The organism is Phycisphaerales bacterium AB-hyl4 (genome assembly GCA_041821185.1).
GTDB classification, from domain to species: domain Bacteria; phylum Planctomycetota; class Phycisphaerae; order Phycisphaerales; family Phycisphaeraceae; genus Natronomicrosphaera; species Natronomicrosphaera hydrolytica.
The window spans coordinates 310497-324800 of record JBGUBD010000006.1; the positions used below are offsets into that span (position 1 = coordinate 310497).

Consider the following 14304-nt stretch of genomic DNA (forward strand, 5'->3'; position numbering starts at 1 on the left):
CGCGCCATCCATCCTACGATCATTTTTCGCATACCTTTTGCCAGACCAAAATCTTTGCCAGACCTCAACCTGCATTGGAGACAATGCCATGCTTCGCATATTGACGCGGATTTTTCTCAAGGGGCTCGTGGCACTGCTGCCGATCGTGCTCACGCTTTATCTGGTCGGGCTGCTAGGCTGGTGGGCGGAAACCACCATGCGTTCGCTGCTCACCGTGATCATTGCGGAAGAGCGTTACCTGCCTGGCATGGGGCTGGTACTGGCGGTGGCGGTCATTTTGCTGGCCGGTCTGCTCATCGATGCCTACCTGTTCCGCCGAACGCTCGACTACACCGAGCAGGGCATGCAGCGGGTGCCCGTGGTCAAGAGCGTTTACGGCGCGATCAAGGATTTCATGGGCTACTTCTCCACCATGAATCGCCAGCGGATGAACCAGGTTGTCCTCGTGCGCCTGCCCAACAGTGACTTCAAGATACTGGGGCTGGTGACGCGCGAGCAGTTTCGCGATCTGCCCAAGGGCGTCGGCGGCGATGGGGCCGTGGCGGTCTACTTTCCCATGAGCTATCAGATCGGCGGCTACACCGTGATCCTGCCGCGCGAACAGATCGAGCCGGTGGATATGTCAATCGAGGACGGGCTGCGCTTCGCCCTGACCGCGGGCATCAAAAGTGATCAGTCGAACGGCACGGAGTCGGCAGGCACGCCGGTTTCGCCTGGCCCGGATAACGTTACGAACCGGCCGGGGTCGGGTGGGCGTTAAGTTCGAAGCTTTCGAGCCACTTGTGCTCAAGATGGCATCGCACGTCGAGACGGGTGGGCAGGCCATTTTGAAAGCGAAGCAGGACGCTATGGCTGCCTGCGGTGCGGGCGGTTTCCAGGGCGGAGATGTTGTACTGGCGGAGGGACTGGCCTTTGATGGGGTTGTCGCGTTGGTAGGGCCGTTCGCCGTTGTGGACGAGGTCGCCGATGTGGGCGTGGCCGTACATGTGCAGGCGGACCGTGTCGGGCACGGGGAGGCAGTCGGCCAGCAGCGGGCTTGGCCGTTGGCCACCGGGGTAGGCATAGTGGCCTGCGGTGATGACGGGCTCGTGGACGTCGGCGATCTCATCGCGCAGTTGTCGCCAGACCTCCGGGCCGTAGGGGTACCGCTCGGGGCCGATACGCTTTTGATGGTGACTGGTGCACCATTCGCCGTCGGGGTCGGCGTGATCGCCGAAGAAGACGACGCGGCTGCCGAAACAGCGGCGCTCGAACCACGGCTGGTCGAGCCGATCCATCGTATGCCACAGCGGCCGTTCGACCGCCTGCTCGTATAGCGGGAAGCGGGGCACGCCCGTCTCGCGGAAGAGGTCCATTTCGTGATTCCCCAGCACGTAGCAGATCGGCACGCCCAGGGGCTCAAGCAGTTCAACGCACGCCTCGGCCACCTGTTCCAGTGCTTCGAGGTTCTTGCCCACCAGCGCATCGCCGAGGCACCAGATCGCGTCGATCGGCTCGCCGAGGTTTGTCATGTCTGTCACGGCTTCGGCGAGCACCTGCCGAGCCAACTCCGGCTTGCCCAGTTGCAGGTCCGACTGCACCCACACGTTGCCTGCTGTGCGGCCGGGCGTGAGGTCGATCAATGCATCAGACTTCGTCAACAGGCTCATGCCGGGATGTGCTCCGCGTACTTCTGCTTGAAAGCAGCCAGGTCGGCGATGCCCGTCGGCAGCTTCGCTTCCTCCGCCAGCAGCACCGGCACGCCATTGCGAATCGGGTAACGCAGGCCCGCGCCGGTCGGCAGCTCGGCGACCAGTTCGTCGCCCTCCAGCCGAAGCTTTGATCGTGTCAGCGGGCACACGAGGATCTCAAGCAAAGCCGGGTCGATCGCGGAAGAAGGAGTTGAATCAGCGTCGGCGTTCATACGCCTACTTTAGCGACTGTGGCGCAGATCGCACGTCACGGCGCAGGTGCCGGCCGCACGACGAACAGCGCCGCACGCCGTATTGTCGCCAGGTCGATCGGCTTACCTTTGGGCAGGCCTTCCTCGTCAAGCAACTGCACCAGCGGCCGATCGATCATCTTCGCGTTCGACGCCAGTACGTGCGCTCGTGAGCCGTTGGACAGCCGAATATACGAGCCCACCGGAAACAGCCCCGCCACCGCCAGTAGCCCCCGCACCGCCGGCGCCCACAAGAATACGGAGGAGGCGTTGCGCACCGTTTCTTCCATCACCGCGTAGGGCAGCTTCATCTCGCGATAGTGGCGCGCCTCCGTGCCGGCAGCGAACGTGTCAGCCACAGCCAGCACGCGCGCGATGTCTGAAATCTGGTTCTTGCGGCGCCCACGCGGATAGCCTGAGCCGTTCTCGCGTTCGTGATGCTGCACCGCCGCGAGTCGCAGGGCGTCCGGCACGCCGACGACCTCCTGAATCATCGCCAGCGAGAACACCGGATGTCGATGCACGCGGGCGCGGTCGATGTCGGTCAGTTGGCACGACCCGGTGCGAATACGTTCGGGCACGAGCAGCATGCCCAGGTCCGCCAGCAGTGCTGCCGTGCCGAGCTGCCGTGTGTCGTCACGCGACCACCGCAGTTTCACTGCGATCGCCAGCGCCAGCGTGCAGACGGTGTAGGCATGGTCAGGCAAATAGTTTTCGCGACGCGGACACAGCAGTGCGAGCTGCGTAAACCGCTGCGGATGCCGAGCCAGATCGATCAGCAGATCATCGACCAACTCGTCAAAGCAGGAAACCGGAACGCTCACCCCCGCCTCGACCCGCGCAAACAAGGTGCGCAGTTTTTCAACCGACTTATCCCGCTTCGTGATCAGCGCGTCCGGGTCGGGCCAGTCGTCGGCCTCGGTGGGCTTGATCCAAGTTTGATTCGCACGCTTGATCCGCAACGGGATTTCGGCCGCCACCTGCTCGAGTTCCTCCAGCAATGCGTCGGCCATGAGAATGCGCTCACGCGTGCCATTGCCCGATCGCTTGCCGCCTTCGTAGGCTTCACCGCTGGCATCCAACGCGTCGAGATGATGCTGTTCGAGCTGTTCGCCCGCGCCCAGCAGCACCTGCCCGGATTGTGTCAGCAATTCTGACTCGGCGGTTTGGCCCACCACCAGGCGTGAACGGTCGGCCCGCTGAACCACGCCCGCGGCCACCAGTTCCACCACGCTGTCCGCCAGCAGCAGCTCGCGCGCTCCACATTGCCGAATCGCCTTCACGTGACGCTCAGTCACCTTCACGCCATCGCTCAGCAGCTTCTGGCCCGAAGGCAGAAACAAGCTCTGTGAAAAGATCTGCCCCGGTTCGATCTGATTGACCTTCAGACGTTGCATCAACAGCTCGATCGCTTTACAACTCGGTGCCGTGGTACGTGTCCCGAGAGTCGGACGGGCGCAAAGAGAGACGACTGATCCATCCATCGGTTCGACGACAGAGCCACTTAAGCGGCCCTGCCCGCCACGGTCGATGAACGGCTCGCGGCACACCTTATCGGAGCTTCAGACATGACATCACCCACCGCCTCCGCAGCCCCGCTCATGCTCAGCGTCAGCGGCGCACGCGGCATCGTCGGCCAGTCGCTGACGCCGACGATGATCGCCCGCTACGCTGCCGCTGTCGGAAGCTGGCTTCGCGAACAGGTCGCCGATCGGCCGCCGCACGTCGTCCTCGGCCGCGACTCGCGGCCGTCCGGCCCGCTATGCGAACACGCCGCCATCGCAGGCCTGCTCGGCGTGGGTTGCCGGGTCACCTGCCTCGGTGTCGCCACCACGCCCGGCGTCGCCATCATGACCCAGCACCTTGGTGCGGACGGCGGCATGGTCATCACCGCCAGCCACAACCCTATCATCTGGAACGGCATCAAAACGCTCCGACACGACGGTGTCGCGCCGCCGCCCGATCAGGCAAAACAGATCATCGATCGCTTTCACGATGATCGCATCGATTACGTTGACGTCGAAAGCCTGCAACCCGTCGCTTACAACGACGACACGCCGCGCGTACATCGGGACGCCATCCTTCCGCACATCGACGCGAGTGCGATCCGCAACGCAAAGCTCAAGGTCGTCGTCGACGGCGTACATGGTGCCGGCGGCATGGAGACCGCGGCGATGCTCGAAGCGCTCGGCGTCGCCTGCGTGCACAAGTACGCCGACCCGACCGGCCGATTTCCACACCCACCCGAGCCCACCGCGGAGCATCTGACCGAGTTATGCGAACTCGTGCCCACCCACGGCGCAGCGGTCGGCTTTGCGCAGGACCCGGACGCGGACCGCCTGGCGATCGTCGACGAGCAGGGGCGCTATATTGGCGAAGAGTACACCCTCGCCTTGTGTGCCCGGCATGTGCTCAAGGCAGGTCAGGTCGCAGCGGCGAACCTGTCGACCAGCCGTATGCTCGACGACGTCGCCGCCGCAGTCGACGGCCGGGTCGTGCGGACACCGGTCGGCGAAGCGAACGTCGCGGCGGGTATGCAGCAATATCAGGCCAGCATCGGCGGCGAAGGCAACGGCGGCATCATCCTGCCCAAGGTCAGCTACGTGCGCGACAGCCTCGTAGGCATTGCACTCGTGTTGGAGATGCTCGCCAAACGGCAGAAACCGTTGAGTGAGATCGTCGCGGAAACGCCCAGCTACGCGATCCTTAAAGACAAGGTGCCCGTCGACCCTGAATTGGTGAAAAAGCTTGGCCCAACGCTGCGCGGCGCCTTTGCCGACGCGCAGGTGGACGACCAGGATGGCGTCCGCCTCGACTGGGCCGACCGTTGGGTGCACGTCCGCCCGAGCAACACCGAGCCGATCCTCCGCCTGATCGCCGAGGCTCGTGATGACGACACGGCCCAGGCCCTGCTCGCGCAGACACGCGAGGCGTTGGGGCTCTAACGAACGAAGCCCACGACGTGACGTCGTGGGCTTCGGTGGTTTTATTCACAAATCTCAATCGCTCACGGCCCGATGACGAGCATATCGCTGAACTGCTTGAGACGCTTGTCGATCAGGTTGCGGTCGATCTTCATCAGCCGCTCAAGGCTGAACGACTCAATGTTGTAGCTGGCGACCACCGTGCCGTAAGCGATCGCTTTGCGCAGGCTGTCGATCGAGTGGTCATTCGCCGCGGCGAGATAGCCCATCATGCCGCCGGCGAAGCTGTCGCCCGCACCCGTGGGGTCGACCACGTCACGAGCCGCGTACGCCGGCAATGCGCCGATGCCTTCCTTGTGCATGAGGAAGGCGCCGTGCTCGCCCTTCTTGATGACGACAAACGTCGGGCCGTGCGCGAGAATTTCCTCCGCGGCTTGGACGAGGTTGGTCTTCTCGGTGAGCTGGAAGGCTTCGGAGTCGTTGAGCACAAGGCCGTCGATCTTGCTCAGCAGTTTGACCAGCGACTCACGCTCGTTCTCAATCCACAGGTCCATCGTGTCGGCGACGGCGAGCTCATGGTCGGGGAACTGTTCGAGCAACGCCATCTGCGCATCCGGGTGCGTGTTGGCCAGAAAAATGTACTTGCTGTCGCGGTAGTTGTCCGGCACGGGCGGCAGGTCTTCCGCGAGGACGTTGAGTTCGACGTTGATCGTGTCGCGGTCGTTCATGTTCTCGTGGTATCGGCCGTGCCAGCGGAAGGTCTTGCTGCCGATGCGCGTCTCCAGGCCCGCCAGGTCAATGTCGAAGTGACGGAAGGTCGCGAGGAATTTCTCGGGGAAATCCTCACCCACCGCTCCGACCAGCCGAACGGGTCCGAAGAAGCTCGCCGCCGCCGCGAAGTAGATACTCGAGCCGCCCAGAACCTCGTCGGCCTTGCCGGTGGGGGCTTCGATGGAGTCAATGCCAATGCTGCCGGTAACAATCAAGCTCATGGTAAATGTCGTATGTCGAATGTTTTAAGTCCCAAATCGAACGCACGCATCCATTCGGCAACACGCACATCCGCGATTCCACAATTCGACATTATACATGAAATTCATCCGCTCATCCGGATTATCTGCTTGAACGATTTCGCGTCCACCGGCATCACCGACAGCCGCGGCTGCCGGACCAGTGCCAGCTGCTCAAAAGCGGGCTCGGCCTTGATCTGCTTCAGCGTCACCGGGTTCTTCAGCGGCTCGACCGCTTTCACATCCACCATCCCGAACCGCCCCGACTCGTCGCCGGGGTCGGGGTAGAACTCTTTTACCACCTCCACGATGCCCACCACCGCCCGCTCCTTGTTCGAGTGATAGAACAGGCAGCGATCGCCTTTGCTCATCGCCTTGAGGTTGTTCGACGCCTGCGCATTGCGGACGCCGTCCCAGTGCGTGGTCTGGTTTTTCGCCTTGCACTGATCGTCCCACGACCAGACGTCGGGCTCCGATTTAACGAGCCAGTATTTCATGGGTGCAGCCCTTTCCGTTATCGCGTTCAGCCCTCGCGCCAATACGTGCGTGCCCCGGAGTGGCGTGGGGCAGACCATGTCTCATGCCTTCGCGGCGCATTCGCGTACGCATCGCTCGATGCGTCGCAGCACCGCGTCCTTGCCCAATATCACCAGTGTCTGGTCGATCGGCGGGCTGATCGTGTTGCCGCTCACCGCGACGCGGATCGGTTGCGCCACCTTGCCCATGCCCCGGCCGGTCTCCTCAGCGTGCTGCTTGACCAACTCGTGCAACGGCTCGGCAGACCAGCCCTCATGCGGTATCTGCTCAAACTTCGCTTTGAGTTCTTCGAGCACCTTCAACCCGTCGCCGTCGTTCTTGTGCAACACCTTCTGCACCGCCTTCTCGTCATACGCGACCGCATCGTTGGCCACGAAGAAGAACATGGCGTTCTCCATCGGCTCAACCAGCGTGCGCGACCGCTCCTGGTAAGCGTTGCAGAACATGGCAAACTTCGGATCGTCCGGCCCTTCAAAGTGCTCATGCAACACGTCGTTCACGGCATAAACCTGCTGTCGAAACGCCCGGGGGTCCATCGTCACGATCGCCTCGGCATTGAAGCGGAACAGCTTCTCGCGGTCGAAGCGAGCGTTCGACTTGCCCACACGTTCGAGGCTGAACTTCTCGCGGATGAAGCCCAACGGGTCATCACCGAACCGCTCGACATTATCGCCCGGCGACCAGCCGAGCAGCGCGAGATAGTTGTTGAGCACCTCCGGCAGATAGCCGCTGCGACGAAAGTCGTCGACATCGATTTCGGGCAATGTCAGCCCGAGCTTTTCCGCGATCGCGGCCGCGATGTCGATGTCGTCGTTTTTCTTATTCATGAACGCCTGGAAGCGATCGTCGTCGATAACGCCCAGGGATGGCAATCCTTGGGCTTTGGCCTCGGCTCGCGCCACCTTCGCCTTATCGCGCTTGGACATCTTCGACCCGTCGGCGTTGAAGATCAGCGGGATGTGTGCGTAGTTGGGCCGATCGAAGCCCAGTGCGTCCTGCAACGCCACGTGCTTCGCTGTGTTGTTCAGATGCTCCTGCCCGCGGATGACGTGTGACACCTGCATCTCGTGGTCGTCCACCACCACGGCAAGGTGAAAGGTCGGGTAGCCGTCTGCTTTGCGGATGACAAAATCGTCCTGCTGCTCGATCGGGAAGCGGACTTCGCCGAGCACGAGGTCGTTGACGACGAGGTCTTCGCCGGGCATGCGGAAGCGGATGACGTACGGCCGACCCTCGGCCTCATACGCCGCGATCTGCTCGGCGGTCAACGACAATGCCTCAGTCGAGTCATACTTGTACGCCCGCTTTTCCTTGCGTGCCGCCTGCCGCTCGGCGTCGAGCTGCTCGGTGGTTTTGAAACACTTGTACGCCTTGCCTTCGCTGAGCAGGCGGTCGAGGTGTTGTTGATAAAGGTCGAGGCGTTTGCTCTGGAAGTAGGGGCCGCGGTCGCCTTTTTCGGTGACGTGGCCCGCGGCGTCGAGTTCGGGGCCCTGGTCCCAGTCGAGGCCGAGCCATTTGAGGTCGCGCAGGATGCCGGCCGTGGACGCTTCGGTGGAGCGTGCCTGGTCGGTGTCCTCAATGCGCAACAGGAACTGACCGCCATATCGACGTGCGTAGGCCCAGCAGAACAGGGCCGTGCGAGCGCCGCCGACATGTAGCGAGCCAGTGGGACTGGGAGCGAAACGAGTGAGGATCGGTTTGCTGGTCATGGGGGGATTGTATGAGTTTCCAGTTTCGAGTTCCGAGTTTCGAGTTGTCATGCATGACCGTACCGCAAAACTCGAAACTCGAAACACGGAACTCGAAACTGACTTGATCCGCCTTTCAGCGGATCAAGTCCAGCCACGCTTCGGGGAGGACTTCGAGCCAGTATCGGCCGTGGATTCGTCGGACGTAGACCTTGCAGCCGAACGTTTCCGTGAGGCTTTCGGGCGTGATGATGTCCTTCGGCCGACCGCCGGCGAGGAATCGGCCGTCACGCATGAGCAGGACCTGCTGCGTCCGCGGCGACAGCTCTTCGACATGGTGCGTGATCATCAGCACAGCCGGGGCGTTGGGCGCTGTGAGCAACTGCTCGACGGTGGCGAGTACGCGCTCCCGGCCGGGAATGTCCAGCCCGGCGGTCGGCTCGTCAAGAATGAGCAACTCCGGCAGGTGCACGAGCGCGCGGGCGATCAGGGCGCGGCGCTGCTCACCGGTGGAGAGCGTGCCGAAGCGGTGGTCGAGACGATGGGCCAGGCCAACCTGTTCGAGCAGATGGGAGGCGTGGTCGCGTTGGTCGGCGGTGGGGCGGTCGTAGAGGCCGACGGTGGCGAAGTAGCCGGTGAGCACGGCTTCGGTGGTGGTCAGGTCGGCGTCGACAACAGCGCCGGCGGTGTGGTAACCGCCCGCGTCTGTGGTGGGATTGACGATGCCGATTCGCTGGCGAAGCTTGCGAACATCGGTCTGGCCGAGCGTTTCGCCGAGCACGCGGATGCTGCCGCTGGTGAGGAAGGCCTGGCCGAGCAATGTGCGGGCGAAGGTGGTTTTGCCGCAACCGTTGGGGCCGAGGATGGCCGTGCACGTGCCGCGCGGAACCTGGGCGGTGAGCTGGTCGAGGATGACCGTGCCATGGCGGACAACGCGAACGTCGCGGGCGTCGATGGCGAGGTTGTCAGTGTCGATTGGCATTGTGAGAAGTATGGTAGAGGATTGCGCGGCAGAGGCCCACGGGGTGACACCGTGGGCTTCGCGGCATTTGTGGAGGTTGGCGCATGTATGCTACCGCTATGAAACGCACGCACGAGCGCTATCTGACGGAATTGACGAGTCTGCCCACCGCCGCCGGCCGGGAGTCGCGGGTGATTGCGTGGATCGAGGCGTGGGCGATGCGTCACGCCGCGACGGTGAAGCTGCGTCGCGACCGCTTCGGCAACCTGCTGCTCATGCGAGCCAGCGGGCCGCGTTCCGATCGGCCGATCATCTTCGCAGCCCACATGGACCACCCGGCGTTCGTCGTCGACGCGGCGAGCGACGGCCGGGACGCCTCGGCCGAGTTCCGCGGCGGCGTGCACGCCAACTACTTCAAAGGCACAGCGGTCACGTTGCATCGCCACGACGAGCCGCCCCGCCCCGGCCGCGTGGCCATATTGCATCAGGGCGACGATGCCCGCGACAAACGCGCCACCATCCGCTTCGACGAACCGACCGTGGTCGAGCCCGGCGACGTGATCACCTGGGCCATCGCGCCCGCCAAAGTCGTCGGCGACCGCCTGCATGCCCCCGCATGCGACGACCTCGCGGGCGTCGCCGCCGCCATTGCCGCCTTCGAGCAGTTGCTTAAGCAGACGTCGGTCGGCGATGTGCGTGTGTTGTTGACGCGTGCGGAGGAGGTCGGCTTCATTGGGGCGATGGCGGCCTGTCGTAGCCGTATCATGCCCAAACGCTCGCGCATCGTAGCGTTGGAGAACTCAAAGAGCTTTGATGATTCGCCCATTGCCGATGGCCCGATCGTCCGCGTGGGCGACCGCACGAGCACGTTCGACCCTGATCTGACCTACCGCGTGGGCAAGCTGGCAGAGCAACTGGCGAGTGATGACAAGCAATTCAAGTGGCAGCGCAAGCTCATGCCCGGCGGCACGTGCGAAGCGTCCGCCTACCAGTCGCTTGGCTACATCGCGACCTGCGTCTGCCTGCCGCTGGGCAACTACCACAACATGAACGAGCGCACGGGCAAGATCGACGCGGAGGTGATCAGCCTGGCGGACTATCACGCGCTGGTCCGTTTGCTGATCGCGGTTGGCTCGCAGTTGGACGACCCATCGCGTTCGCCGACGCTCCGTCGACGGCTGGACGCGTTGTTCGACGAGCGCCGCGCGATATTGGCCGAGGGCTGACCGCGAAGCGCAGTTCATGCGCGACAGCGGCAAACGTTGCGCCGCGCAAGGTGGCGCGTCGGCGGTGCGGACTGGCATTTCTGGCTCAACTTCTGAGTTGTAACATCATTCTAAACAGAATCTTGCGGTAAACGTGCCGGTGGCGTTCCTCGCGTGGCATCCCCGTTGCGTTTGTCTTGGAGCGGCGATGGAGCGCTGCGGAAAGGGACGGACCATGGATGGACCGACGCGAAAATCAAATCGAACGAGCTGGCTGGCGCTGATGCGTGCCCACGGGGAGCACGATCTCGGCACGGAGTTGGTTCGGCTGGCGAAGCTCGCTGCTGCGACGCATCAGGTCGAAGCCGACCTCGCTACGGAGACCGCCAGCGACGCCGCCCAGCTCGGCCGAAACCTCGACCATGTGCGGGAGCTTCAGGGACGAAGCTCGGAGTTCGTTGTTCGTACCGGCGCTCGTGACGCATCAGGCGACGCCGGGTCGTTCCGCAGGGAGGTGGAACGGTGAACTACGGCCTCTACCTATCCGCATCGGGCGTCCTGACGAATATGTACCGCCAGGACGTCTTTGCCAACAACCTGGCGAACGCGCAGACCGCGGCTTTCAAGCCCGACATGCCGTCCATCCGCCAGCGCGATCCCCAAGCCGTTGAGAACCAGTTCGGCGGCGATGTCTCGCAACGTCTGCTCGAAAAGCTCGGTGGCGGTACGCTCGTCGGCCCGCAACGCATCGACTTCTCACCCGCCAAGCTTCAGCAGACCGGCAACCCGCTCGACGTGGCACTGACCGAGCGAGGCCAGTTTTTCGCCGTCGAGGTGCAGAACCCCCGCACCGGTGCGGTCGAAAACCAGCTCACCCGCGACGGCCGATTCACCCGCAACGGCCATAGCGAACTCGTCACCGCGACCGGCCATCGCGTGCTCGATGTCAACGATCAGCCCATCGTCGTGCCCGGCGAAGCCATGGTGGAAATCGACACCGAGGGCCGTGTGCTCCAGGCCGGCGGCGAAATCGCCCGCATTCAGGTCGCCCAGGTCGACGACACCGACCAACTGGTCAAGCGCGGCGGCAACCGCTTTGTCTTCAAAGACGCCGACGCACGCCAGCTCGCCGCCAACCCGGCCTTGCAATCCGGCTTCATCGAAGCCTCCGGCGTCGACCCGATCAAAGCGCTCATGCAGATGATCGCCGCCACCAAAGCAGTCTCCGGCAACGGCGAAATGATCCGCTACCACGACATGCTCATGGACAAAGCCGTCAACACCCTCGGCCGAGTGGCATAAACCAGAATCCCAAAACCATAAACCAGAAACCCAACTGATATGGCCATCACCGCCCTACACTCCGCGTCCACCGGCCTTTCCGCCCTCTCCACCGGGCTGGATGTGATCGCCAACAACCTCGCCAACATCAACACCACCGGCTTCAAAGGTTCACGCGTCAACTTTGAAGATCTCATCTATCAGGAAAAAGCCCAACCCGGCGTCGAAAACGCCAACGGCGACCAGCGACCTACCGGCACGTACGTCGGCCTGGGCACACGCGTCTCCGGCACGCAGATCAACTTCGAGCAGGGCGACTTCGTCGAAACCGGTCGGCAGCTCGACTTCGCACTCGAAGGCAACGGATTCTTCCAGGTCAACATCCTCGAAGACCAGGGCGGCATCGGCTACACCCGCGCAGGCAACTTCTTCGTCAACGCCGAAGGCGATGTCGTCCTCGGCAACACCGACGGCCCGCGCATCGAACCGCCCATCAACGTGCCCGATCAAACCCTCCGCGTACAGGTCACCAACGACGGCACGGTCTTCGCCCAAGTGCCCGGCCAGGTCGACCCCGTCGAAGTCGGCGAAATTGAGCTCGCTGCCTTCGTCAACCCCGCCGGCCTCAAAGCCATCGGCGGCAACCTCTACGCCGAAACGGCCGCCTCCGGCCCGCCGATCAACGGCCAGCCCGGCGAAGGACAGTTCGGCACGATCATCCAGGGCTTCCTCGAAGGCTCGAACGTCAACCCGGTGACCGAACTCGTTGAGCTGATCAAGACCCAGCGAGCCTTTGAACTCAACAGCCAGTCGATCCAGGCCGCGGACGAAGCCCTGCAGGTCGTGAGCAACCTCCGCCGCTTCTAATTCACCACGAATAGCTGAACCATGATGCATGATCACGCTCACAACTCGAACCGGCCCAGGCCCGCTAATCAGCGAATCGGCTATCCGCACGCAATCACCTTGATCGTCACACTGCTGGTTGCCGCTCCCGCCTTTGCCGACGCCATTCGTCTCCAGCGCGCCGCCACCGTCGCCGGCAGCGATATCCGCCTCGCGGACGTCGCCGAGCTGACCGGCGACCGGGCTGAGGCGTTGGGCGATACCGTCATCGCCAGCTTCGGCGAACGTTCAGAAATAACGCTTCGCCTTGCTGATGTGCGTCTGGCGCTTGAAGAACATGATGTGCACTGGGGCCTCGTGTCACTGCGCGGCCATGCCGACTGCCTGGTACGCAAATCGGCCGACCGACCGAGCCCCGGCGATCGCGAGCCGCGCAACGATGCGTCGGCCGTGGCGTCCAATGTTGAAGACGAGATCAATCTCGACACCAGCATGACCCTCGCGGCTCAGATCATCGAGTTGCTCGAACACCTCACCGGCGCCAGCCGTGACGAGTTGCGTATCGACTTCCGGGATCGCGATGCCGACTACCTCAACCGCAGCGCGATCACATATCGCTTCGAGCTTGAGTCCAACTCGAGTACCGGCGTCGGCCGCGTGCCCGTCGCCGTGCGGCAGTATCGCGGCGACACGCCCGTTGAAGAGTTCAACCTCAGCGTCAACGTCGAACGTCGCATGCTTGCGCTGGTCGCGCAATACACCATCGGCCGCGGCGACGCGTTTGTCGACGGCTCGGTGCGCGTTCGTGAGGTCTACGTCTCTACCGACCGCGGCCAACCGCTTGATGATCGTCGTCTGGTCGAAGGCCAGCGCGCCGCCGCCGTGCTGCGCGAGGGTGCGGTCGTCTATCCCGAACACGTTCGTTCGCCCGTGCTCGTGCGACGCGGCGAACTGGTCACCGTTCGCGCGTTGGTCGGCGGTCTGATGGTCCGCACCGTCGGCCGAGCGACCGAAGAAGGCGCTGAGGGCGAAGTGATCCAGATCCGCAACGAAGGCTCACGCGAATCGTTCTTCGCCACCGTCACCGGCCGCCGCGAAGTGCTGATCAGCGACGAAGACAACAACTGAACGCAGGCTCGATTGATTCAGGAGTTTGACTATGCAACGCATCATGCCCACCACGCTCGCCATACTGCTCACCCTCGCCGTCGCGCTGCCGGCGATCGGGCAAAGCTCATCGCTGTTCGCTCAGCCGTCCGACCGCCATCGTGACCCGAGCCCGCAGGCGCAAGGCGAACAATATTCCGTGCAGAACGGCACGCTTCGCGAGCGACGCCAGGCCACCCGCCTCTCGCCCGCGATCGCCAACGCCAGCTACTCGGCCGTGCGTATCCCCGAGCCGCGCAGCTTCGCCATGCACGACCTGATCACCATCATCATCCGCGAATCGACCGACACCAGTTTCAACCAGTCGCTCGACACGGAAAAACGCTCCAACTACGGCGGCGAAATCACCGACTTCCCCCGTCTCAGCGTTCGCGATCTGCTTAACTTCCAACTCGCCCCCTCCAGCATGGAACAGGGCAACCCGCGGCTGGGCATCGGCTTCAACAGCAATTTTGAAGGCGAAGGCGACTATCGCCGCCGCGACTCGATCACCGGCCGCATCACCGCACGCGTCGTTGACGTCAAGCCCAACGGCACGCTCGTGCTCGAAGCACGCAAGTACATCGAGTCCGACGGCGAAGTGCTCGACATGGTCCTCACCGGGACTGCCCGCGTCGACGACGTGACCACCGACAACACCGTGCTCTCCAGCCAACTGCACGACCTTCGCCTGAGCAAACAGCATGAAGGTGAGCTTCGCCGTACCAGCCGCAAGGGCATCTTCACACGCATTCTGGACACCATTTTCAACTTCTGACTCGATG

15 protein-coding genes are annotated in these 14304 nt (G+C 63.3%); 8 read left to right on the plus strand and 7 right to left on the minus strand.

The features are described from left to right. Positions 1–88: 88 nt before the first annotated feature. Positions 89–760 carry a DUF502 domain-containing protein gene (locus ACERK3_11895; GenBank protein ID MFA9478987.1) on the plus strand — a complete coding sequence of 224 codons (672 nt, stop codon included), beginning with the start codon at positions 89–91 and terminating at the stop codon, positions 758–760. Here ACERK3_11895 and ACERK3_11900 read toward each other — a convergent pair. The 3 genes from ACERK3_11900 to ACERK3_11910 are packed head-to-tail and all read right to left on the minus strand — an operon-like array spanning position 729 to position 3318. Next, a complete protein-coding gene (locus ACERK3_11900; protein ID MFA9478988.1) occupies positions 729–1649 on the minus strand; it encodes a metallophosphoesterase in 921 nt (306 codons plus the stop codon). The genes ACERK3_11895 and ACERK3_11900 overlap by 32 nt on opposite strands. After that, positions 1646–1903, minus strand: coding sequence for a Trm112 family protein (locus ACERK3_11905; protein ID MFA9478989.1), 258 nt, complete (start codon positions 1901–1903; stop codon positions 1646–1648). Before ACERK3_11905 ends, ACERK3_11900 begins: the two co-directional genes overlap by 4 nt. Before the next feature lie 35 nt (positions 1904–1938). Continuing rightward, entirely contained in the window at positions 1939–3318 is a 1380-nt protein-coding gene (locus tag ACERK3_11910; GenBank protein MFA9478990.1) for an HD-GYP domain-containing protein, read from the minus strand. Positions 3319–3489: 171 nt separating this feature from the next. On the opposite strand from ACERK3_11910, the gene glmM reads away from it, so the two are divergent. Next, positions 3490–4866 (plus strand): phosphoglucosamine mutase, encoded by a 1377-nt coding sequence (glmM, locus tag ACERK3_11915; GenBank protein MFA9478991.1) that lies wholly within the window; start codon positions 3490–3492, stop codon positions 4864–4866. A 62-nt stretch (positions 4867–4928) separates the two neighbouring features. On the opposite strand, the gene ACERK3_11920 is transcribed toward glmM, so the two are convergent. From ACERK3_11920 to ACERK3_11935, 4 genes are all read right to left on the minus strand, one after another. Next, positions 4929–5837 (minus strand): PfkB family carbohydrate kinase, encoded by a 909-nt coding sequence (locus tag ACERK3_11920; protein ID MFA9478992.1) that lies wholly within the window; start codon positions 5835–5837, stop codon positions 4929–4931. A 104-nt stretch (positions 5838–5941) separates the two neighbouring features. Further along, positions 5942–6352 carry an EVE domain-containing protein gene (locus ACERK3_11925; GenBank protein ID MFA9478993.1) on the minus strand — a complete coding sequence of 137 codons (411 nt, stop codon included), beginning with the start codon at positions 6350–6352 and terminating at the stop codon, positions 5942–5944. Between the two features lie 81 nt (positions 6353–6433). Then, complete coding sequence (gene gltX, locus ACERK3_11930) at positions 6434–8101, minus strand: glutamate--tRNA ligase (GenBank protein MFA9478994.1); 1668 nt, start codon at positions 8099–8101, stop codon at positions 6434–6436. 115 nt (positions 8102–8216) lie between these two features. Further along, complete coding sequence (locus ACERK3_11935) at positions 8217–9062, minus strand: ABC transporter ATP-binding protein (protein ID MFA9478995.1); 846 nt, start codon at positions 9060–9062, stop codon at positions 8217–8219. Positions 9063–9145: 83 nt separating this feature from the next. On the opposite strand from ACERK3_11935, the gene ACERK3_11940 reads away from it, so the two are divergent. The 6 genes from ACERK3_11940 to ACERK3_11965 all read left to right on the plus strand — a co-directional run bounded on the left by ACERK3_11940 (position 9146) and on the right by ACERK3_11965 (position 14297). Further along, on the plus strand, positions 9146–10267 hold the full coding sequence (locus ACERK3_11940; GenBank protein ID MFA9478996.1) for a M20/M25/M40 family metallo-hydrolase: 1122 nt from the start codon (positions 9146–9148) through the stop codon (positions 10265–10267). Positions 10268–10481: 214 nt separating this feature from the next. Beyond that, entirely contained in the window at positions 10482–10772 is a 291-nt protein-coding gene (locus ACERK3_11945; GenBank protein MFA9478997.1) for a hypothetical protein, read from the plus strand. Beyond that, positions 10769–11548 (plus strand): flagellar hook-basal body protein, encoded by a 780-nt coding sequence (locus ACERK3_11950; protein MFA9478998.1) that lies wholly within the window; start codon positions 10769–10771, stop codon positions 11546–11548. Before ACERK3_11945 ends, ACERK3_11950 begins: the two co-directional genes overlap by 4 nt. A 39-nt stretch (positions 11549–11587) precedes the next feature. Next, positions 11588–12394, plus strand: coding sequence for a flagellar basal-body rod protein FlgG (flgG, locus tag ACERK3_11955; GenBank protein MFA9478999.1), 807 nt, complete (start codon positions 11588–11590; stop codon positions 12392–12394). 21 nt (positions 12395–12415) lie between these two features. After that, positions 12416–13501 carry a flagellar basal body P-ring formation chaperone FlgA gene (flgA, locus tag ACERK3_11960; protein MFA9479000.1) on the plus strand — a complete coding sequence of 362 codons (1086 nt, stop codon included), beginning with the start codon at positions 12416–12418 and terminating at the stop codon, positions 13499–13501. Between the two features lie 31 nt (positions 13502–13532). Continuing rightward, a complete protein-coding gene (locus tag ACERK3_11965; GenBank protein ID MFA9479001.1) occupies positions 13533–14297 on the plus strand; it encodes a flagellar basal body L-ring protein FlgH in 765 nt (254 codons plus the stop codon). Positions 14298–14304 lie beyond the last annotated feature (7 nt).

Bases quoted from the DNA above. Each gene is read 5' to 3' on its own strand.
- flgA (MFA9479000.1), top strand. From the start codon at position 12,416: ATGATGCATGATCACGCTCACAACTCGAACCGGCCCAGGCCCGCTAAT.
- gltX (MFA9478994.1), bottom strand. From the start codon at position 8,101: ATGACCAGCAAACCGATCCTCACTCGTTTCGCTCCCAGTCCCACTGGC.
- ACERK3_11905 (MFA9478989.1), bottom strand. From the start codon at position 1,903: ATGAACGCCGACGCTGATTCAACTCCTTCTTCCGCGATCGACCCGGCT.
- ACERK3_11965 (MFA9479001.1), top strand. From the start codon at position 13,533: ATGCAACGCATCATGCCCACCACGCTCGCCATACTGCTCACCCTCGCC.
- ACERK3_11940 (MFA9478996.1), top strand. From the start codon at position 9,146: ATGTATGCTACCGCTATGAAACGCACGCACGAGCGCTATCTGACGGAA.
- ACERK3_11900 (MFA9478988.1), bottom strand. From the start codon at position 1,649: ATGAGCCTGTTGACGAAGTCTGATGCATTGATCGACCTCACGCCCGGC.
- ACERK3_11925 (MFA9478993.1), bottom strand. From the start codon at position 6,352: ATGAAATACTGGCTCGTTAAATCGGAGCCCGACGTCTGGTCGTGGGAC.
- ACERK3_11935 (MFA9478995.1), bottom strand. From the start codon at position 9,062: ATGCCAATCGACACTGACAACCTCGCCATCGACGCCCGCGACGTTCGC.
- flgG (MFA9478999.1), top strand. From the start codon at position 11,588: ATGGCCATCACCGCCCTACACTCCGCGTCCACCGGCCTTTCCGCCCTC.
- ACERK3_11920 (MFA9478992.1), bottom strand. From the start codon at position 5,837: ATGAGCTTGATTGTTACCGGCAGCATTGGCATTGACTCCATCGAAGCC.
- ACERK3_11945 (MFA9478997.1), top strand. From the start codon at position 10,482: ATGGATGGACCGACGCGAAAATCAAATCGAACGAGCTGGCTGGCGCTG.
- ACERK3_11895 (MFA9478987.1), top strand. From the start codon at position 89: ATGCTTCGCATATTGACGCGGATTTTTCTCAAGGGGCTCGTGGCACTG.
- ACERK3_11910 (MFA9478990.1), bottom strand. From the start codon at position 3,318: ATGCAACGTCTGAAGGTCAATCAGATCGAACCGGGGCAGATCTTTTCA.
- glmM (MFA9478991.1), top strand. From the start codon at position 3,490: ATGACATCACCCACCGCCTCCGCAGCCCCGCTCATGCTCAGCGTCAGC.